A 23,230-nucleotide genomic window follows, 5' to 3' on the forward strand; every position below is an offset into this window, starting at 1 on the left:
AGGGGACGTCGCAAGCAAGTGCCCAGGCCGGGGTTTCGAAAACAAGGACGTTTTCGAAAAGCCCCCATGGATGGGTTCACGGCGTCCCCGGCCTGGGCACTTGCTTGCGACGTCCCCTCGCCAAGCCCGATCCCGGCGCCGAACCCCAGCCGGGCAGGGACCCCATTGGGCTATAATGGAAAGCTATCCAGCCACAACCCCGGGATCCCGCCATGAGCATCGACCAACTCGCCGAAACCGCCCAGGCCATGGTGGCCGCCGGCAAGGGCATCATCGCCATCGATGAGTCCAACGCGACCATCAAGAAGCGCTTCGACGGCGTCGGCATCGAGTGCACGGAAGAGAACCGCCGCGCCTACCGCGAGATGCTGCTCACCACCCCGAAGCTCGGCGACTACATCTCCGGCGCCATCCTGTACGACGAAACCCTGCGCCAGAGCACCAAGGCCGGCGTGCCCTTCACCAAGGTCATGATGGACAACGGCATCCTGCCGGGCATCAAGGTCGACAAGGGCGCCATGCCGCTGGCCGGCTTCCCCGGCGAGCTGGTCACCGAGGGCCTCGACGGCCTGCGCGACCGCCTGAAGGAATACGCCAAGCTCGGCGCGAAGTTCGCCAAGTGGCGCGCCGTCATCACCATCGGCGAAGACATGCCCTCGGGCACCTGCATCGAGGCCAACTGCCACGCCCTGGCCCGCTACGCCGCGCTGTGCCAGGAAGCCGGCATCGTGCCGATGGTGGAGCCGGAAGTGCTGATGGACGGCAGCCACGACATCGACACCTGCTACGAGATCACCGAAGTCACCCTGCGCTCGCTGTTCGGCTCGCTGTACGAGCACAACATCATGCTCGAGGGCACCATCCTCAAGGCCAGCATGGTCGTGTCGGGCAAGGACTGCGCCGAGCAGGCCGGCATCGAGGAAGTGGCCGAGATGACCCTGCGCTGCCTGAAGTCGTCCGTGCCGGCCACCCTGCCGGGCATCGTGTTCCTGTCCGGCGGCCAGAGCGACGAGGACGCCACCGCGCACCTCAACGCCATGAACCAGATGGGCCCGAACCCGTGGCCGCTGAGCTTCAGCTACGGCCGCGCCATGCAGTCGGCCGCGCTGAAGATCTGGTCCAAGGACCTGGTGGGCAACGTCGCCGCCGCGCAGCAGACCGTTTACGCCCGCGCCCGCGACAACGGCCTGGCCGCGCTGGGCAAGTGGAAGAAGGCGTAAGTCTTCCGCGCCAGCGCACCACCGCGTCATCGGGAACGCCGGCCTCGTGCCGGCGTTCCCATTTCCGGGCCTAGCTTTTCGCCGGTGCCCGCAGCCAGCGGTGCTCGACTGCGTGCAGGGCCGCGTCCGCCGCGGTCTTGAGGGCGGTGAAGAACACCAGCGCCCAGGCCGAATCGCCGCTGGCCGCGCCCAGCAGGATGGCCAGGTGCATCGGCACCACCCGCACGTAGGGCAGGAACATCAGCGAGCCCAGGTTTCGCCGGCTGCGGGTGTCGGCCTCGAGGTTGAGCTCGTGCGAGCGCCGGTGGCCCAGCCAGAAGGCCACCGTGGTGCCGGCCACCAGGGCCATGTCCAGCGGCGCCAGGCGGTCGCCTTCGGCCACCAGGAACACCAGGTAGCCCAGGTGGAAGAAGCCGTAGTGCACCAGGAAGAAGTTGGCGGTGCTGCGCAGCGTTTCCGGCGTGGCTTCGACGGCGCGGCCGTTGACCTTGAGCCCCTCCACGCTGAAGTCCTTCAGCGCCAGCATGCGCTGGCGGGCATACCAGCCGATCAGCAGGCTCTGCAGCCAGAAAGGCCAGGCCAGCAGGGCCACGCTCCAGCCCTGCCACAGGGCCAGGGCCAGGGTCAGGGCGTTCGCTCCGAGGATGCCGGCCAGGCCGGTGCCGTCGTCCCTGCTGATCGCCTTCATGCCTTCGTGCCCCCGTCGCGACGCCCCCTGCACACTTGCATGACGCCCGGCGCATACAATCATTAACCGGTCCGCTCGGGCCCCGCCACCACCTGAAGGAATGCCACCGAGATGACGCCCGGCCGTCGAATCCTGCTCCCGCTCTCGCTCGCCCTGCTGCTGTCCGCCTGCGGCGACGAACCGGCCGAAGGGCGCGCCCCGCCGCCGGCCACCGTCACCACCGCGGTGGTCGCCACCCGGCCCTGGAGCGACACGCTCGAAGCCTTGGGCACGGCCCGCGCCAACGAGTCGGTGCTCATCACCGCCAAGGTCACCGAGACCGTGGTGCGGGTGAATTTCGAGGACGGCGACCTGGTCGAGGCCGGCGCCGTGCTGGTCGACCTGTCGGGCCGGGCCGAACTGGCCGGGCTGGAGGAGGCCGCCGCCGCCTACCGCGAGGCCCAGGCCCAGTACCAGCGCCAGCAGCAGCTGGCCACCCGGAAGCTGATCCCGGCCGGCCAGCTCGACGCCCAGCGCGCCACCATGGAATCCACCCGCGCCCGGCTCGACGCCACCCGCGCCCGCCTGTCGGACCGCGTGATCACCGCGCCCTTCGCCGGCGTGCTCGGCTTCCGCCTGGTCAGCCCCGGCACGCTGGTGACCCCGGGCACCACCATCGCCAGCCTCGACGACGTGTCGGTGATCAAGCTCGACTTCAGCGTGCCCGAGGCCTTCCTGTCGGTGCTGGCCCCGGGCCAGGCCATCACCGCGCTCAGCGCCGCCTACCCGGGCGAGGAATTCACCGGCGAGGTGGCCACGCTCGATTCGCGCGTCGACCCGGTCACCCGCGCGGTGACGGTGCGCGCCGTGCTGCCGAACCCGGACCGTAGGCTGCGCCCCGGCATGCTGCTCACCGTGCGCGTGTTCCAGCCCGAGCGCCAGGCGCTGGTGGTGCCGGAGATCTCGGTCATCCAGGTCGCGCGCCAGGCGCACGTGTTCCGGGTGAAGGACGACGGCACGGTGGAGCAGGTGGACGTGCGCCTGGGCCAGCGCCGCCGCGGCGAGGTGGAAGTGCTCGAGGGCCTCTCGGCCGGCGACCGCATCGTGGTGGACGGCACCGTCAAGCTGCGCCCCGGCCAGAAGGTGGCGGACACGCCGCCCGCGGAAGACGCCGCGCCCGCCGCCGGCAACGCCGGCTGATCCCGGAGGACGCCCATGGTCCTGTCCGACATCTCGATCAAGCGCCCGGTCCTGGCGACCGTGATGAGCCTGCTGCTGGTGGTGCTGGGCCTGATCGCCTTCACCCGGCTCACGCTGCGCGAACTGCCCAACATCGACCCGCCCATCGTCTCGGTGCAGGTGGCCTATCCCGGCGCCTCGGCGGCGGTGGTGGAAACCCGCATCACCCAGATCCTCGAGGACGCCGTGGCCGGCATCGAGGGCATCGAGACGGTGGAGTCGCGCAGCCGCAACGGCGAGGCCAGCGTCACCATCGAGTTCTCGCTCTCGCGCGACATCGAGGCCGCGGCCAACGACGTGCGCGACGCCATCAGCCGCGTCGGCGACCGCATGCCCGACGAGGCCGACCCGCCGGAGATCGAGAAGGTCGAGGCCGACGCCGAGGTCATCCTCTGGCTCAACATGAACTCCGAGCGACTGGACACGCTCGAGCTCAGCGACTACGCCGAACGCTACGTGGTGGACCGCCTGTCGAGCGTGGACGGCGTGGCCCAGGTGCGCGTCGGCGGCCAGCAGCGCTACTCGATGCGCCTGTGGCTCGACCGCGAGGCGCTGGCGGCGCGCGGGCTGACGGTGAACGACGTGGAGAACGCGCTGCGCCACGAGAACGTCGAACTGCCGGCCGGCAGCATCGAATCGAAGGACCGCGACTTCACGCTGCGGGTGATGCGCGGCTACCAGGAGCCCGAAGACTTCGCCCAGCTCACCCTGGCCAAGGGCGAGGACGGCTACCTGGTGCGCCTGGGCGACGTGGCCCGGGTGGAGCGTGGCTCGTCCGAGCGCCGCGCCTACTTCCGCGGCAACGGCCAGCCCAACATCGGCCTGGGCATCATCAAGACCTCCACCGCCAACAGCCTGGACGTGGCGCGTTCGGTGAAGGAAGCGCTGCCCGCCATCCAGGCCACGCTGCCGGAAGGCACCAACATCTTCGTGGCCTTCGACAGCACCATCTTCATCGACGCCGCCGTGGACCGCGTGTACTGGACCCTGGCCGAGGCCGTGCTGCTGGTGCTGGTGGTGATCTACCTGTTCCTCGGCAGCGTGCGCGCCGCGCTCATCCCGGCGGTGACGGTGCCGGTGTGCCTGGTCACGGCCTTCATCGCCCTGTGGGCCTTCGGCTTCACCATCAACCTGCTCACCCTGCTGGCGCTGGTGCTGTGCATCGGCCTGGTGGTGGACGACGCCATCGTGGTGCTGGAAAACGTGCAGCGCCGCGCCGACCTGGGCGAGCCGCCGCTGGTGGCGGCGCGCCGTGGCACCCAGCAGGTGGCGTTCGCGGTCATCGCCACCACGGCGGTGCTGGCGGCGGTGTTCCTGCCGATCGGCTTCATGGAAGGCAACACCGGCCGGTTGTTCCGCGAACTCTCGGTGGCGCTGGCCGGCGCGGTGATCATCTCGGCCTTCGTGGCGCTCACGCTCACGCCGATGATGTGTTCGCTGCTGGTGCGCCCGCACGACGCGCCCAAGGGCTTCAACGCCTGGGTGCAGGGCCACCTGGATTCGCTGGGCCGGGCCTACCGCGGCGCGCTGGCGCGCACCGTCGGGCGGCCGATGCTGTTCGGCCTGCTGCTGCTGGGCACGCTGGGCGCGTCCTTCTTCCTGCTCCAGCGCATCCCCGCCGAGCTGGCCCCGCCCGAGGACCGCGGCGCGTTCTTCGTGAGCGTGTCCGGCCCCGAGGGCGCCGGCTTCGACTACACCGTGCAGCAGATGCACCAGGTGGAGCAGAAGCTGTTCAAGTACATCGGCGAAGGCCAGGCCATCGACCGCGCCAACACCCGCGTGCCCGGCGGCTTCGGCCCGGGCGGCGACATGCACACCGGCCAGGCCATCGTGCTGCTCAAGCCCTGGAACGAGCGCCAGGAAAGCACCGCCGAGCTGGTGGAGAAGGTGCGCGCCGACCTGGCCACGCTGCCCGGCGTGGTGGCCCGCCCGCAGGTGCGCACCGGCCTGGTGCGCAGCGGCGGCCAGCCCCTGCAGGTGGTGCTGGGCGGCCCGGACTACGAGGAGCTGGCCGAGTGGCGCGACCGCATGCTGGCGCGCATGGAGGAGAACCCGGGCCTGTTCGCGGCCGACTCCGACTACAAGGAAACCCGCCCGCAGCTGCGCGTCGAGATCGACCGCAACCGCGCCGCCGACCTCGGCGTGCCGGTGCAGGAAATCGGCCGCACGCTCGAGACCATGATGGGTTCGCGCCGCGTCACCACCTACGTCGAGGACGGCGAGGAATACGACGTGATCCTGCAGGCGCAGCTCGACGACCGCGGCTCGCCGGCCGACCTCAACAACCTGTACGTGCGTTCCACCACCACCCGCGAACTGGTGCCGCTGTCGAACCTGGTGAAGCTCAGCGAGCTCGCCGAGCCCGGCCAGTACAACCGCTTCAACCGCCTGCGCGCCATCACGCTGTCCGCGGCGCTGGCGCCCGGCTACACGCTGGGCGAGGCGCTGGAGTGGGTGCGCAAGACCGCCGACGAGGAACTGCCCGATCGCGCCCAGCTCGACTACAAGGGCGAATCGCGCGAATACCAGAGCGCCGGCGGCGCGGTGATCTTCACCTTCGCCATGGCGCTGCTGGTGGTGTACCTGGTGCTCGCGGCGCAGTTCGAGAGCTTCCTGCACCCGCTGGTGATCATGCTCACGGTGCCGCTGGCGGTGCTGGGCGCGCTGATCGGCCTGTGGCTGTTCGGCAGTTCGCTCAACCTGTTCAGCCAGATCGGCATCGTGATGCTGGTGGGCCTGGCGGCGAAAAACGGCATCCTGATCGTCGAGTTCGCCAACCAGCTGCGCGACGAGGGCCTGGCCATCCGCGAAGCCATCCTGGAATCGGCGGCGGTGCGCATGCGGCCGATCCTGATGACGTCCATCGCCACCATCATGGGCGCGGTGCCGCTGGTGCTGGCCGGCGGCCCGGGTTCGGCCAGCCGCGCCACGATCGGCATCGTCATCATCGCCGGCGTGTCGTTCTCGACCCTGCTGTCGCTGTTCGTGGTGCCGGCCTTCTACGCCCTGCTGGCGCCGTACACGCGCTCGCCGGACGCGGTGGCGCGCAAGCTCGAGCAGCTCGAGCGCGACACCCCGGCCGTCGGCGGCCACGCCTGAGCCGGCGCGGGCGGCCCGGAACCCCGGGCCGTCCGCTAGACTGGCGGCATGAACGAACACCGCCCTCCGCGCGGCGCCGGCCCTTACCGCGGCCCGCCGTCCCAGCACCGCGACAAGCGTGAACGCGAGCGCGACCGCCAGGCCGCCGGCGCACGGCCGTCGCCGCCGCGCGCGCCGCAGCGCCCCGCGCCCGAGGGCGAGCCTGCGGCCCCCAAGGGCCCGCGCGAGCAGCGCCTGTACGGCCTCAATGCCTGCCTGGCCATGTTCGCCCGCCGTCCCGGCGACCTGCGCAAGGTCTGGCTGCTCGAGTCGCGCATCCCGAAGCTCAAGGACGTGCTGGCGCACTGCGTGAAGCACCGCTTGGGCTATTCCGTGGTGGGCGAGGACGACCTGCAGAAGCTGGCCGCCAGCAGCCACCACGAGGGCGTGGTGTTCGGCGCCATGCCGGCCCCCGAGCTGTCGCTGTCGGGCTGGCTGCGCGAGCTGCCGCCGGGCCCGCAGCTGGCGCTGTGGCTCGACGGCGTGGGCAACCCGCACAACCTGGGCGCCATCCTGCGCTCGGCCGCGCACTTCGGCGTGGCCGGCCTGCTGCTGCCCAAGGACTCGCCGTTGGCCATTTCCGGCGCCGCCGCGCGTGTGGCCGAGGGCGGCGCCGAGCAGGTGCCACTGGTGCGCCTGGGCCGGGCCGACAACAGCCTGGCCCAGCTGCAGTCGGCCGGCTTCACCGCCGCCGCCACCGTGGTGCGTGGCGGCCAGCCGCTGTACGGCACGGCGCTGCCGGAACGGTTGCTGCTGCTGATGGGCGCCGAGCAGTCGGGCGTCGACCCGCTGCTGGCCGATGCCACGGCGCTGCGCCTGCAGGTGCCCGGCACCGGCGCGGTGGAGAGCCTGAACGTGGCCGCGGCCACCGCCCTGTTCGTCGGCGAATGGTGGCGCCAGCGCCACGCCTGAATCTTGAATTCAGCCCGGACGCGGCATAATCCGGCGCATGGACATCCGACCGACCCGCCTTGCCTGGCGCGCGCTGCTGGCCGCGCTGCTGTTCCTGCCCACGCTCGCCCTGGCCGCGCGCACCGAGTACGACGTGGACTACATCGTCCGCTTCCTGCCCGCCGACGGCCAGGCCGACGTCAGCCTGCGGCTCACGCCTGGCACCGGCGCCGTGCGCGAGATGCGCCTGCGCATGCCGGCCGACCGCTACACCCAGGTGCGCGGCGACGGCACCGTGACGCGCAAGGGCGACACCATCACCTGGGTGCCGCCCAAGGGCAAACCCGCACGCCTGCGCTACCGCTACGCCGTGAACCACCAGCGCCGCGACGGCGGCTACGACGCCCGCATCACCGACGACTGGGTGATCGTGCGCGGCGACGACCTGGTGCCCTCCGCCACCGTGCGCGCCACCAAGGGCGCCGATTCGCGCGCGCGCCTGCGCTTCCTGCTGCCCAAGGGCTGGACCAACGTGGACACGCCCTTCGTGCACAGCAAGGACGGCAAGTCCTTCGTGGTGGTGAACCCCGACCGCAGCTTCGACCGCCCGGTGGGCTGGATGGTCGCCGGCGCGGTGGGCACCCGCCGCGAATACTTCGACCAGATGGAAGTGAGCGTCGGCGGGCCCAAGGGCGACGTGATCCGCCGCAACGACATGCTGGCCTTCTTCAACGCCCTGGTGCCGGAGTTCGAGCGCGCCTACGGCGAGCTGCCTTCGAAGCTGCTGATCGTCAGCGCCGGCGACCCGATGTGGCGCGGCGGCCTGTCGGGCCCGCGTTCGCTGTTCCTGCACGCCGACCGGCCGCTGATCAGCGAGAACGGCACCTCCACCCTGGTGCACGAACTCACCCACGTCATCACCCGCATCCGCGGCGCCGACGGCGACGATTGGATCGCGGAATCGCTGGCCGAGTTCTATTCCATCGAACTGCTGCGCCGCGCCAGCCTGCTCAGCGACGCCCGCGCCGACAAGGCGCAGGCCTGGATGGCCAACCACGGCCGCAAGGTGGCCACGCTCACCTCCGACCGCTCGCAGGGCCCGCGCACCGCGCGTGGCGTGCAGCTGCTGCGCGAGCTCGACGCCGAGATCCGCAAGGCCACGAAGAACAAGCGCAGCCTCGACGACGTGGTGCGCGCGCTGATCCCGCTGCGCGAGGTCTCGCGCGAGGACCTGCGCGAGCAGGCGCAGGAGGCCATGGGCCGTCCCTCGCGCGTGCTCGACACGCCGTTGCTCGACTGATGCGCGGCTGGCTGCGGCGCAGGCTCCGGCTGCCGGCGCCACCCACGGCGGGCACCGCCGGCGCGGCGCCCGACATGGCCGCCTTCGCCAGCCTGGCTGACTGGCAGGCCGCGGCCGCGCTGCCGCGGGTGCAGGCCCAGCACCACATCACGCTGCAGGTTGGCGCCGCCGCAGGCGCGGGCGGCTGGCCGGGCTGGTGCGGCCTGTGCCGCGAACCGGTGGTGTTCGCGCTGCCGTCCGCGGCGGCCGGCCAGGCCGCCAACCTGCGCGAGGAAATGAGCTGCCCGCGCTGCCGCCTGATCGCCCGCAACCGCGCGGCGTTCGCGCTGATGCTCGACGGCCTGGACCTGGACAACGCCGACGTCTACCTCACCGAACAGGCCTCGCTGGCCTACGTCTGGCTGCAGGCGCAGTGCCCCGGCCTGCAGGGCAGCGAATACGGCCTGGACGACGCCACCCGCGCGCGGCTGCAGGGCTGGTACGCCAGCCTGGGCGGGCAGGGTGCCCTCAACGAGCGCGACGTCACCCGGCTCGGTTTCGCCGACGCCAGCCTCGACGCCATCGGCAGCTTCGACGTGCTCGAGCACGTGCCCGACTACCCGGCGGCGCTGCGCGAATTCGCCCGCTGCCTGCGGCCCGGCGGCCGCCTGGTGCTGACCGCGCCCTTCATCGAGTCGGCTTACGACAGCGTGCTGCGCGCGCGACTGCGCGCCGACGGCGGCGTCGAACACCTGCTCGAGCCCGAGATCCACGGCGACCCGGTGTCGGGCGGCGTGCTGTGCTTCCACCACTTCGGCTGGGACCTGCTGGACGCCTGCCGGGCCGCGGGTTTCGCGCGCGCCGAGTGGGCGCGCACCTGGTCGCCGCGCGAGGGCCTGTTCGGCCTGTGGACCCTGGTCGCCCGCCGCTGAGCAGCGGGCGACGCGACGCTTACTTCGCCGGTGCGGCCGGCGCGCGGCCGAAATCGACCTCGGTTTCTGCAGCCAGGTACGCCAGAACCGCGTAGGCCGCCACCTGCTGGTCCAGCGCCTTCGGGTCGATCTTGTCGAGCGTGTCGTTCGGCGTGTGGTGGTAGTCGAAGTAGTCGGTGCCGTCCTGCGCCAGCTGCGCCCAGGGCGCGCCCTTGGCGACGATGGGGCCCACGTCGGGGCCGGGGCTGCCGCCTTCGCGTTCGGTCACCACGCCCAGCGGCGCCAGCACTTCGCCGATCTTCACGATCACCGGCCACGCGGCCGGGTCGACGCCGGCGCGCAGCGCGTACACGCGGCCGGCGCCGAAGTCGCTTTCGGCGCCCAGCTGCTGGGCGTCGATCTCGCCGGCGGCGGCGCGTGCCTCGGCGTAGGCCTTGCCGCCGAACAGGCCCTGTTCCTCGTTGGCGTAGGCGATCACGCGCACGGTGCGGCGCGGCGCCTGTCCGAGCTTGCCCACCAGCGCGCCCGCGGCCATGGTGATGCCCACGCCGGCGCCGTCGTCGATGGCGCCGGTGCCCTGGTCCCAGCTGTCGAGGTGGCCGCCGAGGGTGACCACTTCGCCCGGCAGTTCGCGCCCGGTGATTTCGCCGATCACGTTGTGCGAGGTGTATTCGCCGACGGTTTCCGCCGAGATGTCCAGCGACACCGTCACTTCCTGGCCGCGGCCCAGCAGGCGCACCAGCTGGTCGGCGTCGGGGTTGGACAGCGCCGCCGCCGGGATGCGCGGCACGTCGTCGGCGTAGCGCATCACACCGGTGTGTGCGAAGCGGTCGTGGCTGGTGCCGATCGAACGGATCAGCACCGCCACCGCGCCCTTGCGTGCGGCTTCAACCGCGCCATTGCTGCGCGCGCCCACCGCGGGGCCATAACCGCGGCCGTCGCGGAAGCGCTCCATGCGGTTGCTGATGAAGGCGATCTTGCCGGCCAGGCTGCCCTCGGGCGCGGCCTTGAGCGCGTCGAGCGTGGCGAACTCGACGATCGGCGCCTGCAGCGGCTGCCCGCCGGTGCCCACGCTGCCGCCCAGGGCGGTGACCACCAGCGGCTGCGGCGCGGGTGCCAGCACGGCGGCCTGCTCGCGGTGGCGCAGCCACACCGGGAAGGTCACCGGCTCGAGGTAAACCTTGTCGAAGCCCAGCGATTCGAACTTCGCCCTGGCCCAGGCCACCGCGCGCGCGTCGGCCGGGGTGCCGGCCAGGCGCGGGCCCACTTCGGTGGTCAGCGATTCGACGATGTCCCAGGCCGCGCTGCCCGCCATGGCCTGTTCGCGCAGCGTTTCCGCGGTGGCGATGTCGCCGGCGTCGAGGCCGGTGGCGTCGTTGGCCAGCGCGGGCGCGGCCAGCAGGGACAGGGCGAGCAGGGAAACGGCGTGGCGCATTCGATGGCTCCGGAAAGGCGACGCCGGCCACGGGGCCGGCGCCGGGGGTGGCAACGGGAAACTCAGCGCGATTTGAGCGCGTCGCGGATCTCGGTGAGCAGCTTCACTTCCTCGCTCGGCGCCGGCGGCGCGGCGGGCGCCGCCTCTTCCTTGCGCTTGAGCTTGTTGATCACCTTCACCGCCACGAAGATCGCGAAGGCGATGATCAGGAAGTCGACGATGGTCTGGATGAAGGCGCCGTACTTGATGAGCACCGCCGGCACTTCCGCGCCGGCCGCGTCCACGGTGGCGGCCTTGAGCTCGAAGGCCAGGTCGGAGAAGTTCACGCCACCGACGATGAAGCCCACCGCCGGCATGATCACGTCGTTCACCAGCGAGGCCACGATCTTGCCGAAGGCCGCGCCGATCACCACGCCGACCGCCAGGTCGACGACGTTGCCGCGCATCGCGAATTCCTTGAACTCGGACACCATGCCCATGCTCGTGTGCTCCTTGGTTGGGAAGGACGGGTGGGGAAACCCGAATCTACACCGGGGCGTCGTTCAGGCGATACGGCCGCCGAATTCCACCAGGCCCTCGACGCCGGCCTGGAAGGCGTCGCCCGGCTGCAGCGCGGCCACGCCGGCGGGGGTGCCCATGAAGATGAGGTCGCCGGCCTTGAGCGCGTAGAGCTTGGAAAGTTCGTTGATCACCTCGGCCACGCTGAACACCATGTCGCCGAGCAGCGCGCGCTGGCGCGGCTGGCCGTTGACGGTGAGCCAGAGCGCGCGCGTGGCCAGGCTGCCGGCTTCGGCGGCGGGCACCAGTTCGCTGGCCGGCGCGGAGTGGTCGAAGCCCTTGGCGGTGTCCCAGGGCAGGCCCTTGGCCTTGGCGTTCGCCTGCAGGTCGCGGCGGGTCAGGTCGAGGCCCACGCCGTAGCCGAACACCAGCGACAGCGCACCGTCCACCGGCACCACGCCATTGGCGTCGCGGCCCAGCGCCACCACCAGCTCCACCTCGTGGTGCAGCTCGCGGGTGGCGGGCGGGTAGGGCACGTCGCCGCCGCCCGGCACCAACGCGTCGGCGGGTTTCATGAAGAACACCGGGTTGCCGCGGTCGACGCTGGCGCCCATTTCCTTGGCGTGGTCGGCGAAGTTGCGGCCCACGCAGTAGATGCGGCGCACGGGGAACACGGCGTCGCTGCCGCGCACGGGCAGGCTGGCCGGGGCGGGGGCGGGGATGACGGTCTGGGGCATGGGCGCGGTTCCGGTGGGAAGCGCGCAGTTTAGCCGCGGCGGGCGGCCGCGGAACGTGAAGCCGGTCAGCGCAGGCCGAGCGGGCCGGCGGGGTCGCGCACGCGGGTGAATTCGCCTTCGATGACGCCCTCGCGCGGCGTGGCCGGGGTGCGGGCCGAATTGACCAGGCGGCGCACGGCCGCGAACAGCAGCATGCCCAGGCCGATCACCAGGCCGAACGCGACCAGCACCACCAGCAGCGCCAGGCCCAGCAGCCCGACCAGCACGCGCACGAGCGGGTGCCTCGGCTTCGAGGGGCAGTAGCTGAACATGCGGCGGAAAAAGAAGGTCATGCGCGGGCGTGGCAAACTACGGGAACCGGAGTATGGCGAGGCGCCGCGTGGAAAGTGTAAGCGGTTCGTTAATCCGGCTGGCCGCCTGGCCGCCGGAAGGGTTGTCGGAAACCGAAGTCGAACTCGACGGCGAGCGCCAGTCGCTCGTGCTGCTGCGCGCCGGCGATTCGCTCAAGGCCTGGCTCAACATCTGCCCGCACGCGGGCCGGCGGCTTGACTGGGCGCCGGGCAAGTTCCTGGTGGACCAGGGCCGGCTGGTCTGCGCCGCGCATGGCGCCAGCTTCGAACTGGGGGCCGGCGAATGCGTCGCCGGGCCTTGCCGCGGCGCGTCGCTCACGGCGGTGGCGGTCGTGGTCGCCGCCGCCTAGAACATCAGGTTCACCACCACCAGCACCACCGCCAGGTAGGCCAGCGTCAGCGGCCCGCCGGTGCGCCACAGGTCGCGCGAACGGTAGCCCGCCGGGCCGGTCACCATGGCCAGCACCGGGTTGGACACGCTCAGGAAATTGTTCGAGGCCGACAGCGCCACGATGAGCGCGAAGGCCAGCGGGTTGCCACCCGCGGCCAGCGCCACGTTGATGGCCATGGGCACCACGACGACGGTGGCGCCGACGTTGCCGATGACCAGGGCGAAGGATGTGGCCAGCAGGCCGATGGCCGCTTCCAGCACCCAGATCGGCACGTCGCTGCCGATGCGCTCGAGCACCTGCTGGGCCAGCCACGCCGCCGCGCCGGTGGAGTCCATGGCCCAGCCCAGCGGGATCAGGCAGGCCATCAGGAACACGGTCTTCCAGCTCACCGCGGCGTAGGCCTCGTCCATGTTCAGCACGCCGGCCAGCATCATGCAGGCGGCGCCGGCCATCAGCGCGATCGGCACCGGCACCAGGGTGCTCAGCGCCAGCGCCATGGCCGCGGTGAACACGCCCACGGCCCACCACAGCTTCTGCGGACGGTGTTCGCCCTTGGGGTAGTCGGTGACCACGACGAAGTCGCGGCTTTCGCTGGCCTGGGCCAGGTCGGTCCAGATGCTGTGGAAGACCAGCATGTCGCCGGCCTTGAGCGGCATGCGGCGGATGTCCTCGCGCCAGACCTGGTTGTCGCGGTTGATCGCCAGCAGGCTGATGCCGAAGCGCTTGCGCAGCTGCAGCTGGAACTGCGCCTTGCCGATGAAGGCCGAGGTGGGCGGGATCACCGCCTCGGAAATGCCCGAGCGGCTGGGGTTGAACAGGTCGGCGAAGTGGCGCAGGCGCGCCGACAGGCGCAGCAGGTTCTTCTGCGCGTAGTCCTGGATGGCCTCGCGCGGGCCCATCACGCCCAGCACGCTGCCCACCCAGATCATCTGGTCGGCCGGCGGCGCCAGCCGCGCCTCGTTGCCGCTGAGCAGGGCCAGCAGCAGCGGCGCGTCGCGCTGCGCCTCGGCCTCGCCCACGCTCATGCCCACCAGCGGGCTTTCGGCGGTGACGGTGAGCTCGTACACGTCGCCGTCGATGCCGTAGGCACGCGCGAAATAGCTCTGCGTGCGGCTGGGCGCCACGCCCTTGTCCTCGGCGTTGCCCAGCCAGCGCTGGCCCAGCCAGCGCCAGTAGCCCAGGCCCAGCAGCAGCAGCGCCAGGCCCACCGGCAGCGGCGCGAACATCTCCAGTGGCTCCAGCGTGGCCGCACCCGAGGGCAGGTTGCGGTTGGCGGCCACCAGCAGGTCGTTGAGCACGATCAGCGGCGAGTTGCCGATCATGGTCAGGCCGCCGCCCATCACGATGGCGGCCGCCACCGGCAGCAGCAGGCGCGCGATGGACAGGCCGGTGCGGCCCGACAGGCGCGAAGCCACCGGCAGGAACAGCGCCATCACCGACGGGTTCTGCATGAAGCCCGACATCAGGCCGGCCAGCGCCGAAGTGAGCAGGATCAGCCGTTCCTCCATGCCGCGCGACACCCGCAGCAGCCACACGGCCACGCGGTTGAGCGCGCCGGTGCGGTCGAGCCCGGCGCCCAGGATCATGGTGGCGATGACGGCGATGACGGCGTTGCCCGAGAAGCCGTCGAAGAGCTGGTCGGCCGGCACCAGGCCGGTGAGCCCCAGCACCACCAGCACCACCAGCGCGGTGGCGTCGGCGCGGATGCGCTCGAACATGAACATCGCGATGGTGAAGCCGACCAGCCCCAGCACGAGCATCATGTCGCGGGTCAGGGCCAGGCTGGTGTCCATGCGCGGGCGGGGGTCCTCAGGTGCGGTCGTAGAGCAGGTCCCAGACGCCGTGGCCCAGCTTCAGGCCGCGGGTTTCGAAGTGCGTCTGCCGCCGCCACTCCGGCCGGGGCAGCGTGCCGCGCGGGCCGGCCCGGTTGCGCAGGCGCGGTTCGGCGTCGAGCACGTCCCACAGGTGTTCGGCATAACCCTCCCAGTCCGTGGCCACGTGCAGCAGGCCGCCGGGCCTGAGCCGCTGGCACAGCAGGTCCACGAACGCGGGCTGCACCAGCCGGCGCTTGTGGTGGCGCTTCTTGTGCCAGGGGTCGGGGAAGTAGATGCGCACCTCGTCGAGCGCGCCGGGCGCCACGTCGTCGCGCAGCACTTCCACGGCGTCATGCTGGTACACACGCAGGTTGCGCAGGTTCGCGGCCGTGGCGGCGTTGAGCAGGCGGCCCACGCCGGGGCCGTGCACCTCGACGCCGATGAAGTCGCGCGCGGGCTCGCGCTCGCAGGCGAACAGCAGTTGTTCGCCGTTGCCGAAGCCAATTTCCATGACCAGCGGGGCCGACCGACCGAAGATCGTTCCGAAGGCCTGCGGTTCACCGCGGTACTCCAGCCCGTACGCCGGCCAGTGCAGTTCGAAGGCCCGCTTCTGCGCCTCGGTCTGCCGGCCCTGGCGCAGCACGAAGCTGCGGATGGGGCGGTGCCGCGGGGCGCTGTCCGGAGGGGTGTCGTCGTGCGTTCCGGTCATGCCCGCCGCGCCCTCAGAGGAAGTGCCCGTCGAGGGGCGAGGAGGCGTTGGCGTGGCGCTTCTTGGGAATGCGGCCGGCCAGGAAGGCCTCGCGGCCGGCCTCCACCGCCTTGCGCATGGCGCTGGCCATGAGCACCGGATCCTTCGCGCCGGCGATGGCGGTGTTCATCAGCACGCCGTCGCAGCCGAGCTCCATGGCGATGGCGGCGTCGGAGGCGGTGCCCACGCCGGCGTCCACCAGCACGGGCACCTTGGCGTTCTCGACGATCTCGAGGATGGACCAGCGGTTCTGCACGCCCAGGCCCGAGCCGATCGGCGCGGCCAGCGGCATCACCGCCACGCAGCCGATCTCCTCGAGGCGCCTGGCCAGGATGGGGTCGTCGGAGGTGTAGACCATCACGTCGAAGCCGTCGGCCACCAGGATCTCGGCGGCCCGGAGCGTCTGCACCACGTCGGGGTAGAGCGTGCGCTGGTCGCCCAGCACCTCGAGCTTCACCAGCTTGTGGCCGTCGAGCAGTTCGCGCGCCAGCCGGCAGGTGCGCACGGCGTCGTCGGCGGTGTAGCAGCCGGCGGTGTTGGGCAGGATGGTGTAGCGGTCCGGCGGCAGCACGTCGAGCAGGTTCGGCTCGCCGGGGTTCTGGCCGATGTTGCTGCGGCGGATGGCGACGGTGACGATCTCGGCGCCGGCGGCCTCGGTGGCCAGGCGCGTCTGCTCGAGGCCGGTGAACTTGCCGGTGCCGGTGAGCAGGCGGGAACGATAGGTCTTGCCGGCGATCACCAGCGGATCGGCGGGCCGGGGGTCGGTGGCGGCGGTCATGCCCGGATTATGGCCCGATTCGCCGGGCGGGTTAACCCTTTTTTAAGACCGGGTTCAGCGAAATCTCACCCGCCGCCGATGGCGTGGATGATCTCGACGCGGTCGCCCTCGGCGAGCGCCCGGCTGCCGTGCTGGCTGCGGGGCACGACTTCGAGGTTGACCTCGACCGCCACCTTGCGGCCGCCGTGGCCGCTGAGTTCGAGCAGGTCGGCCACCGTCGCGTGGGCCGGGACCTGGTGTTCTTCGCCGTTGAGCAGGATGCGCATGGCCGCATTTTATCGCGTTGCGGCCCGGCCCGGCCGGCCGGCATAATCCGGGCCGACGCGGGTGTAGTTCAATGGTAGAACTGCAGCTTCCCAAGCTGCTAACGTGGGTTCGATTCCCATCACCCGCTCCACATTTTCCCGACGGCGGCCGCGTGCCGCCGTCTTCCTTGGGGCCACGCCCCGCCATGGAGGACGCCATGCCGCATCCCGTCCGCCTCGGCTGGCGCGAATGGCTGTCCTTGCCCGACCTCGGCATCGGCGCGGTGCGCGCGAAGGTGGACACCGGCGCGCGCACTTCGGCGCTGCACGTCGAGGACCAGCAGGTCTTCGTGCGCGACGGCGTCGAACACGTGCGCTTCGTGCTCGACACCGGCCGCTACGACGCGCCACCCGTGGCCGCCGAGGCACCGGTGCTCGACCGCCGCCCGGTGACCGATTCGGGCGGCCACCGCACCGAGCGCATCTTCATCCTCACCCGGCTGCGCCTGGCCGGCCTGGAGTGGGACGCCGAAGTGAACCTGACACAGCGGCGCAACATGCTCTTCCCCATGCTGCTCGGCCGCACCGCGCTGGCCGGGCGTTTCCTGGTGGACCCCGCCAGCTCCTTCCTTCAGGGCGAAACGCCCCCGGACGCCTCGCCGTGAAACTCGCCATCCTGTCCCGCAACGCCAAGCTCTATTCGACCCAGCGCCTGGTCGAGGCCGCGCGCGAGCGCCGCCACACCGTGCGCGTGCTCGACCCGCTGCGCTGCTACCTGTCCATCGCGCCGGGCAAGTTCCACATGCGCTACAAGGGCAAGGAGCTTTCGGGCATCCACGCGGTGATCCCGCGCGTGGGCGCCTCGGTCAGCTTCTACGGCACCGCGGTGCTGCGCCAGTTCGAGCTGATGGGCAGCTACAGCCCCAACCCCTCCGACGCCATCCTGCGTTCGCGCGACAAGCTGCGCTGCCACCAGATGCTGGCCGGCGAAGGCCTGGGCCTGCCGCTCACCGTGTTCGGCGACAACCCCGACGACACCACCGACCTGCTGGGCATGCTCGGCAAGCCGCCGCACGTGATCAAGCTCAACGAGGGCACCCAGGGCGCCGGCGTCATCCTGGCCGAAACCGCCAGCGCCTCGCGCTCGGTCACCGAGGCCTTCCGTGGCCTGTACGCCAACTTCCTGGTGCAGGAGTTCATCGCCGAGGCCAAGGGCGCCGACCTGCGCTGCTTCGTGGTGGGCGACCGGGTGGTGGCCGCCATGCGCCGCCAGGCGGGGGAGGGCGAGTTCCGTTCGAACCTGCACCGCGGCGGTACGGCCGTGGCCGTGGAGCTCGACGAGGCCGAAACCGCCACCGCCCTGCGCGCCGCCCGGGTGATGGGGCTTGGCGTTGCAGGCGTGGACCTGCTCAGGTCAAAAAAGGGTCCATTGGTGCTCGAGGTGAACTCTTCCCCGGGCCTGGAGGGCATCGAAGGGGCCACCGGGGTCGACGTGGCGGGCGCCATCATCGACTACACCGTGGCCGGGGTCCGCCGGCCCGCCAGGGCCCCGTCCCGCCGCCGGTCGGCTTTAACCAAAGCCTGAAGCGGATTTAACGGGGTCTTAATACCGCCCCGCCTAGGCTTGCCGGGCCAGTAAGCCTGCTCGGTCCTCCTCGTCAGGGCGGCATCATGCGGATTACGGCAATCGGGGCAGTAAGCAACCTTTCGGCCCGGGCCAGGCGCCAGCGAGTGCCTCCCCGGGCCTTTCTTTGTCCGCTTTACATGGCTTTCACGTGTGGTAAGAATCGGAACTTCACCCCCACGAAGCCGCACCTTGGAGAACAAGCAATGAAGAAGACCCTGATTGCGTTCCTGCTGGCCGCCACCCCGATGTTCGCGTTCGCCGCCCAGGAGGCCCAGCTGGCCCTCGCCGAGGGTGACTTCGCTGCCCAGCGCGCCGAGATCGAGCAGGACCTGGCCGACGGCAAGACCTACGCCGAGATCAGCGCCTCCGACCGCGCCAAGGTGCGCGAGACGCTCGAGCGCATCTCGGCCCGCCTCGAGGGCGTGGATTCGATCGACACCCTGGGCGAACCGGCCAAGGTGGAGATCTTCAACGACCAGGAACTGATCAACACCATCCTGACCCAGGCCAAGGCCGACAGCCGCCTGGTCTGCGACAACAGCCGCGCCACCGGCAGCCACCGCCGCACCACCAAGTGCCAGACGGTCGCCGAGCGCCGCCGCCGCATGGAAGCCGACCAGGACCACCTGCAGCGCAACGTGATGAACGGCATCGGTCCGGTCAAGAACTGACCCATGCGCATCCTGGTCGTCGAGGACAACCGTGACATCGCCGCCAACCTCGGGGATTACCTCGAGGACCGCGGCCACACGGTGGATTACGCCGCGGATGGCGTGACCGGCCTGCACCTTGCCGTCGTCAACGACTTCGATGCCATCGTCCTGGACCTGAACCTGCCGGGCATGGATGGCCTGGAGGTCTGCCGCAAGCTGCGCCAGGAAGGCCGCAAGCAGACCCCGGTGCTCATGCTCACCGCGCGCGACTCGCTGGACAACAAGCTGGAAGGCTTCGAGTCCGGCGCCGACGACTACCTCGTCAAGCCGTTCGCGCTGCAGGAAGTGGAAGCCCGCCTGGCCGTCCTGGCCAGGCGCGGCAAGGCCGCGCAGCCGCGCGTGCTCAACGTGGCCGACCTCGAATACAACCTCGACACGCTCGAGGTGCGCCGCGGCGGCAAGCTGCTGCAGCTCAACCCCACCGCGCTCAAGATCCTGCAGTCGCTGATGGAGTCCTCGCCCTCGGTGGTCACCCGCCAGGAGCTCGAAACCCGCGTCTGGGGCGAAGAGCTGCCCGACAGCGACTCCCTGCGCGTGCACATCCACGGCCTGCGCGCCGCGGTGGACAAGCCTTTTCCCAAGGCCCTGATCCAGACCCGCCACGGCATCGGCTACCGGATCGCCGACCCCGACGCGGGCTGAGCCATGCGCTACCGGCGTAGGCTTCGCAGCCGGATCATCCTTTCCTTCTTCCTGCTCGGCTTCGGGCTCACGGGCCTGTTCGCCGTGGCCACGGTGCTGCTGCGCGAACAGCTGGAGGACCAGCTGATCGGCGAGGCGCTGTTCCAGAACGTGGCCGACTACGCCGAGCAGTTCTACCGCGACCCGGAAGGGTCCGGCGGCCTGGCCTTCGAGAAGATCAAGGGCATCGTCTACAGCGAGCGTCGCTTCGGCAACGTGCCCTTCAACTGGCGCGACCTGCCCGACGGCGTCCACGAGATCACCGAAACCGACGCCAACGGCAAGTCGCGAACCTACAAGCTGGCGGTGAAGAAGGACGCCGGGCACTGGTTCTTCCTGAGTTACGACATCGCCCAGGAACGTGCCAGCCAGCAGCAGCTGACCTACGCGCTGGTGGGCGTGGTGGCGCTGTTCTCCATCCTCTCGCTGGTGATCGGCGTGTGGTCGAGCAAGCGCGTGATCAGCCCCGTCACCGAACTGGCGCGGCGGCTGGAAGGCCTGGCCGGCCGCGAGCGCCCCGAGAAGCTGGCGCCGCATTTCGCCCAGGACGAAGTGGGCCAGCTGGCCGCCGCGCTGGACGATTACGCCGAGCGCATGACCACCCTGGTCAAGCGCGACCGCGAATTCAATTCCGACGTGAGCCACGAGCTGCGCACGCCGCTGGCGGTGATCCGAGGCGCCACCGAGCTGCTGCTGGCCAACCCCGACCTGCCGGAAAAAACGCGCCAGCGCCTGCTGCGCATCGACCGCGCGGCCCAGCAGTGCACCGACCTCACCACCGCGCTGCTGATGCTTTCGCGCAATGAACGCGGCACCGGCCACACGCCGCTGCTGCGGCTGTCGCAGCAGCTGGCCGAGGCGGCGCGCACCCAGCTGGGCGGCAAGCCGGTGGAAGTGCTGGTGGAAGGCGACGCCGAGGCGCGCGTGGAGGCGCCGGAAGCCGTGCTGGCCGTGGCCCTGGGCAACCTGCTGGGCAACGCCTGCAAGTACACCGCCGAAGGCGAGGTGCGTTTGGTGGTGGAAGCCGGCCAGGTGCGCATCGAGGACACCGGCCCGGGCCTGAGCGCGGAGGACGCCGCGCGCCTGTTCGAACGCGGCTACCGTGGCTCCGGCGCCGGCGGCACCGTGGGTGGCGGCATCGGCCTGTCCATCGTGCGCCGCCTGTGCGAACTCTACGGCTGGGAAGTGAGCATCGCGCCCCGGCCCGAGCGCGGCGCCGTGGCCATCCTGCGGTTTGTCGCGAGTGCGTAGCAGGGGCTTTTTGCCACGGATAAGAGCGGATGAACGCGGATTTACACGGATAAAGCGAAATCGGATGGGTTCGCGGCGAGTTCGCAGCCTGCGGCCAAACCCATCAGGTCGCTTTTGCCCTATCCGTGAAAATCCGTGTTCATCCGCTCTGATCCGTGATCAGAAATGAATCTCACACGTACTCGAGCCAGCCGTGTTTGTCGGGCGTGCGGCCGTCGAAGAGGCCGAAGAAGAGGTCCTGGATGCGGCGGGTGAGCGGGCCGGGCTTGCCTTCGCCGACCTGGCGGCCGTCGACGCTGCGGATGGGCGTGATCTCGGCGGCGGTGCCGCACATGAAGAGCTCGTCGCACAGGTACAGGTATTCGCGCGGCAGGTCGCGCTCCACCACTTCGATGCCGTTGGCCTTGGCCAGCGTGATGAGGGTGTTGCGGGTGATGCCGTTGAGCAGCGCCGCGCTGACCGGCGTGGTGTGCAGGGCGCCGTCGATCACCAGGAATAGGTTCTCGCCCGCGCCTTCGCTGAGCAGGCCGGTGGAGGCCAGCGCGATGCCCTCGCCGAAGCCCAGGCGGCGCGCTTCCCGCGCCACCAGCTGGCCGCTGAGGTAGTTGCCGCCGGCCTTGGCGCCGGCCGGGATGGTGTTGGGCGCGAAGCGCTGCCAGCTCGACACGCAGGCGTCGATGCCGGTTTCCAGCACGCCCGGGCCGAGGTAGGGGCCCATGTGCCAGGCCGCGATGGCCACGTCGGTGGGCGTGTCGGCCGAGAGGCCGAAGCCGCCGAGGCCGCGGTAGGCGATGGGGCGCAGGTAGGCGCGCTCGAGCCCGTTGGCCCTGATCACGTCGCGGCAGCCCTGGGCCAGCGTGGCCAGGTCGTAGGGCATGGCCATCTCGTAGATGCGCGCCGAGGCGAACAGGCGCTTGAGGTGGTCGGTGAGCCGGAAGATGGCCTGGCCGTTCGGCGTGGGGTAGCTGCGGATGCCTTCGAACACCGAGGAGCCATAGTGCAGGCCGTGCGCCATCACGTGCACGGTGGCCTCGGCCCAGGGCTTGATCTGGCCGTTGTGCCAGATGTGGTCGGGGTAGCGCTGGGTCATGGCGGGGCTCCTGGGGGAAGCCGCCATTTTACCGGTTCGCCCGCGCCCCGCGTCAGAGTTCGATCCACCAGCAGCCGGCGTGGCGGCGCAGCATGAATTCGGTGCGGACGGCGCCGGCGGCCCCGCTGGCGCCGAATTGTTCGATGCGCAGGCGGGAAGGCGGGGCAGGCGGTGCGCCGGCGGCGGCTTCGTCGGGCGGCGTGTCCCAGGCCAGCTCGGCCGTGGCCAGCGGGCGCGCGGCGATGGCCTCGAGTTCGTCCATGAGGTAGCGCCCGGCGCGGGCGCCGGTGCCGGCCCAGTGGTAGTGGGTGGCCAGGCGGTTCACGTCGCGGGCCTCGAGTGCACCGCGCACGCCTTCGAGCAGCGCCTCGGGCGTGCGCGCGCAGCCCGGCGCGGTGGTGCCGGTGCCCGACGCAAAGCCTTGGGCGCTGGCGGCGGGTGGCTTGGGCGCTTCGCGCGGGCGCGCCTGCTGGCTGGCGCAGGGCTGGTCGCTGAAGACGCTGCGGCCCTGCGGGTCCACGCAGCGATGCACGGCCTGCGCCTGCGCGGCGGGAGCCAGCAGCAGGAGCAGCAGAAAGAGTGGGGCCAGGCGGGGCATGGCCCGCAGCCTAGCGCCAAACTCAGCGCAGGCGCGAGAGCACGGCCTCGGTGGGCTTGGCCAGGTTCAGCGTGTAGAAGTGCAACTCGGGCGCGCCGCCTTCGAGCAGGCGCCGGCACATGGCCGCCACCGCGTCGGCGGCGAATTCGCGGATCGCCTCGGCGTCGTCGCCGTAGGCCTGCATGCGCCGGGCCATCCAGCGCGGGATCTCGGCGCCGCAGGCCTCGGAGAAGCGCCGCAGCTGGCTGAAGTTCGAGATCGGCATGATGCCGGGGATGACCGGGATGGCCACGCCCGCCGCGCGCACTTCGTCGACGAAGCGGAAGTAGGCGTCGGCGTTGAAGAAGTACTGGGTGATGGCGCTGTCGGCGCCGGCGTCCACCTTGGCCTTGAAGTGGCGCAGGTCGGCCAGGGCGTCCTCGGCCTGCGGGTGGAATTCCGGGTAGCAGCCCACTTCGATGCGGAAGTGGTCGCCGTGTTCCTCGCGGATGAAGGCGACCAGGTCGGCGGCGTAGCGGAAGTCGCCGGCGCGCGCCATGCCCGAGGGCAGGTCGCCGCGCAGGGCCACGATGCGGTTGCAGCCCAGCGCGCGGTAGAGGTTGAGCAGCTCGCGCAGCTCGGCGCGAGTGCCGCCCATGCAGCTCAAGTGCGGCACGCCGTTGAGGCCGTGGTCCTGGCGCAGGCTGCGCACGGTTTCCGGCGTGTAGCTGAGCGTGGAGCCGCCGGCGCCGAAGGTGACCGAGACGAATTCGGGCTGGTGCGCCTTGAGCTTGCGCACGGTGCGGTCGAGCTGGGCCCGCTGCTCGTCGTTCTTGGGCGGGTAGAACTCGAAGGAGAGCTGGGTCATGGCGGGGTCCGGCCGGCGGTTCCCCGCATCATATCGCTTCATCCGGATGAAAGAGAAGTG

The 23,230-nt window shown here is 70.9% G+C and carries 24 protein-coding genes and 1 tRNA gene; 13 read left to right on the forward strand and 12 right to left on the reverse strand.

Annotated elements, in window-relative coordinates:
• Positions 1-212: 212 nt before the first annotated feature.
• Positions 213-1,220, forward strand: coding sequence for a class I fructose-bisphosphate aldolase (locus tag ACE3Q2_RS10765; protein WP_043800604.1), 1,008 nt, complete (start codon positions 213-215; stop codon positions 1,218-1,220).
• A 70-nt stretch (positions 1,221-1,290) separates the two neighbouring features.
• Here ACE3Q2_RS10765 and ACE3Q2_RS10770 read toward each other — a convergent pair whose 3' ends face one another.
• The gene (locus ACE3Q2_RS10770) at positions 1,291-1,908 is read right to left on the reverse strand and encodes a DUF6498-containing protein (RefSeq protein ID WP_231696759.1); all 618 of its coding nucleotides are present in this window, start codon (positions 1,906-1,908) and stop codon (positions 1,291-1,293) included.
• Positions 1,909-2,019: 111 nt separating this feature from the next.
• Here ACE3Q2_RS10770 and ACE3Q2_RS10775 point away from each other — a divergent pair, with 111 nt between their 5' ends.
• From ACE3Q2_RS10775 to ACE3Q2_RS10795, 5 genes are read left to right on the forward strand one after another with little or no spacing between them, the layout of a single operon-like run.
• Positions 2,020-3,087 carry an efflux RND transporter periplasmic adaptor subunit gene (locus tag ACE3Q2_RS10775; RefSeq protein ID WP_231696758.1) on the forward strand — a complete coding sequence of 356 codons (1,068 nt, stop codon included), beginning with the start codon at positions 2,020-2,022 and terminating at the stop codon, positions 3,085-3,087.
• 15 nt (positions 3,088-3,102) lie between these two features.
• Positions 3,103-6,225 (forward strand): efflux RND transporter permease subunit, encoded by a 3,123-nt coding sequence (locus ACE3Q2_RS10780; RefSeq protein WP_374474015.1) that lies wholly within the window; start codon positions 3,103-3,105, stop codon positions 6,223-6,225.
• Positions 6,226-6,273: 48 nt separating this feature from the next.
• Positions 6,274-7,176 carry a TrmH family RNA methyltransferase gene (locus tag ACE3Q2_RS10785; protein WP_231696756.1) on the forward strand — a complete coding sequence of 301 codons (903 nt, stop codon included), beginning with the start codon at positions 6,274-6,276 and terminating at the stop codon, positions 7,174-7,176.
• A 37-nt stretch (positions 7,177-7,213) separates the two neighbouring features.
• Complete coding sequence (locus tag ACE3Q2_RS10790; protein ID WP_231696755.1) at positions 7,214-8,455, forward strand: hypothetical protein; 1,242 nt, start codon at positions 7,214-7,216, stop codon at positions 8,453-8,455.
• Complete coding sequence (locus ACE3Q2_RS10795; RefSeq protein ID WP_231696754.1) at positions 8,455-9,366, forward strand: class I SAM-dependent methyltransferase; 912 nt, start codon at positions 8,455-8,457, stop codon at positions 9,364-9,366. Before ACE3Q2_RS10790 ends, ACE3Q2_RS10795 begins: the two co-directional genes overlap by 1 nt.
• A 19-nt stretch (positions 9,367-9,385) precedes the next feature.
• Here ACE3Q2_RS10795 and ACE3Q2_RS10800 read toward each other — a convergent pair whose 3' ends face one another.
• From ACE3Q2_RS10800 to ACE3Q2_RS10815, 4 genes are all read right to left on the reverse strand, one after another.
• The gene (locus ACE3Q2_RS10800) at positions 9,386-10,801 is read right to left on the reverse strand and encodes a M28 family peptidase (RefSeq protein ID WP_231696753.1); all 1,416 of its coding nucleotides are present in this window, start codon (positions 10,799-10,801) and stop codon (positions 9,386-9,388) included.
• 62 nt (positions 10,802-10,863) lie between these two features.
• Positions 10,864-11,280, reverse strand: a complete 417-nt coding sequence (mscL, locus tag ACE3Q2_RS10805) for a large-conductance mechanosensitive channel protein MscL (RefSeq protein WP_231696752.1) — start codon at positions 11,278-11,280, stop codon at positions 10,864-10,866.
• A 63-nt stretch (positions 11,281-11,343) separates the two neighbouring features.
• The gene (locus ACE3Q2_RS10810; protein ID WP_231696751.1) at positions 11,344-12,036 is read right to left on the reverse strand and encodes a fumarylacetoacetate hydrolase family protein; all 693 of its coding nucleotides are present in this window, start codon (positions 12,034-12,036) and stop codon (positions 11,344-11,346) included.
• Between the two features lie 65 nt (positions 12,037-12,101).
• Positions 12,102-12,368 carry a hypothetical protein gene (locus ACE3Q2_RS10815; RefSeq protein WP_231696750.1) on the reverse strand — a complete coding sequence of 89 codons (267 nt, stop codon included), beginning with the start codon at positions 12,366-12,368 and terminating at the stop codon, positions 12,102-12,104.
• Between the two features lie 32 nt (positions 12,369-12,400).
• On the opposite strand from ACE3Q2_RS10815, the gene ACE3Q2_RS10820 reads away from it, so the two are divergent.
• Entirely contained in the window at positions 12,401-12,736 is a 336-nt protein-coding gene (locus ACE3Q2_RS10820; RefSeq protein ID WP_374474016.1) for a Rieske (2Fe-2S) protein, read from the forward strand.
• Here the strand turns inward: ACE3Q2_RS10820 and ACE3Q2_RS10825 are convergent.
• The 4 genes from ACE3Q2_RS10825 to thiS form a co-directional block, all read right to left on the reverse strand.
• On the reverse strand, positions 12,733-14,571 hold the full coding sequence (locus ACE3Q2_RS10825) for an SLC13 family permease (RefSeq protein WP_231696748.1): 1,839 nt from the start codon (positions 14,569-14,571) through the stop codon (positions 12,733-12,735). The genes ACE3Q2_RS10820 and ACE3Q2_RS10825 overlap by 4 nt on opposite strands.
• A 16-nt stretch (positions 14,572-14,587) precedes the next feature.
• Entirely contained in the window at positions 14,588-15,301 is a 714-nt protein-coding gene (trmB, locus tag ACE3Q2_RS10830) for a tRNA (guanosine(46)-N7)-methyltransferase TrmB (protein ID WP_374474017.1), read from the reverse strand.
• Between the two features lie 13 nt (positions 15,302-15,314).
• Entirely contained in the window at positions 15,315-16,118 is an 804-nt protein-coding gene (locus tag ACE3Q2_RS10835) for a thiazole synthase (RefSeq protein WP_374474018.1), read from the reverse strand.
• Between the two features lie 65 nt (positions 16,119-16,183).
• Positions 16,184-16,384 (reverse strand): sulfur carrier protein ThiS, encoded by a 201-nt coding sequence (thiS, locus tag ACE3Q2_RS10840; protein ID WP_231696745.1) that lies wholly within the window; start codon positions 16,382-16,384, stop codon positions 16,184-16,186.
• Between the two features lie 57 nt (positions 16,385-16,441).
• Between thiS and ACE3Q2_RS10845 the strand changes: the two genes are divergently transcribed.
• The 6 genes from ACE3Q2_RS10845 to ACE3Q2_RS10870 all read left to right on the forward strand — a co-directional run bounded on the left by ACE3Q2_RS10845 (position 16,442) and on the right by ACE3Q2_RS10870 (position 20,635).
• Positions 16,442-16,515: transfer RNA gene (locus tag ACE3Q2_RS10845), tRNA-Gly, on the forward strand.
• A gap of 66 nt (positions 16,516-16,581) precedes the next feature.
• Complete coding sequence (locus ACE3Q2_RS10850; protein WP_231696744.1) at positions 16,582-17,028, forward strand: RimK/LysX family protein; 447 nt, start codon at positions 16,582-16,584, stop codon at positions 17,026-17,028.
• A complete protein-coding gene (rimK, locus tag ACE3Q2_RS10855) occupies positions 17,025-17,948 on the forward strand; it encodes a 30S ribosomal protein S6--L-glutamate ligase (protein ID WP_231696743.1) in 924 nt (307 codons plus the stop codon). The genes ACE3Q2_RS10850 and rimK overlap by 4 nt, the downstream gene beginning before the upstream one ends.
• Positions 17,949-18,193: 245 nt before the next feature.
• Positions 18,194-18,661: a hypothetical protein gene (locus ACE3Q2_RS10860; protein ID WP_231696742.1), complete on the forward strand. Its 468-nt coding sequence runs from the start codon at positions 18,194-18,196 to the stop codon at positions 18,659-18,661.
• 3 nt (positions 18,662-18,664) lie between these two features.
• The gene (locus ACE3Q2_RS10865; RefSeq protein ID WP_043803727.1) at positions 18,665-19,345 is read left to right on the forward strand and encodes a response regulator transcription factor; all 681 of its coding nucleotides are present in this window, start codon (positions 18,665-18,667) and stop codon (positions 19,343-19,345) included.
• Positions 19,346-19,348: 3 nt separating this feature from the next.
• Positions 19,349-20,635 carry a HAMP domain-containing sensor histidine kinase gene (locus tag ACE3Q2_RS10870; protein WP_231696741.1) on the forward strand — a complete coding sequence of 429 codons (1,287 nt, stop codon included), beginning with the start codon at positions 19,349-19,351 and terminating at the stop codon, positions 20,633-20,635.
• 172 nt (positions 20,636-20,807) lie between these two features.
• Here the strand turns inward: ACE3Q2_RS10870 and ACE3Q2_RS10875 are convergent, their stop codons facing one another.
• The 3 genes from ACE3Q2_RS10875 to metF are packed head-to-tail and all read right to left on the reverse strand — an operon-like array spanning position 20,808 to position 23,170.
• Positions 20,808-21,725, reverse strand: a complete 918-nt coding sequence (locus ACE3Q2_RS10875) for a branched-chain amino acid transaminase (RefSeq protein WP_231696740.1) — start codon at positions 21,723-21,725, stop codon at positions 20,808-20,810.
• 52 nt (positions 21,726-21,777) lie between these two features.
• Positions 21,778-22,323: a DUF4124 domain-containing protein gene (locus ACE3Q2_RS10880; RefSeq protein ID WP_374474019.1), complete on the reverse strand. Its 546-nt coding sequence runs from the start codon at positions 22,321-22,323 to the stop codon at positions 21,778-21,780.
• A gap of 22 nt (positions 22,324-22,345) precedes the next feature.
• Positions 22,346-23,170 (reverse strand): methylenetetrahydrofolate reductase [NAD(P)H], encoded by an 825-nt coding sequence (gene metF / locus ACE3Q2_RS10885; protein ID WP_231696738.1) that lies wholly within the window; start codon positions 23,168-23,170, stop codon positions 22,346-22,348.
• Between the last annotated feature and the right edge of the window lie 60 nt (positions 23,171-23,230).

Source organism: Arenimonas sp. (assembly GCF_041913985.1).
Taxonomy (GTDB): Bacteria; Pseudomonadota; Gammaproteobacteria; order Xanthomonadales; family Xanthomonadaceae; genus Arenimonas.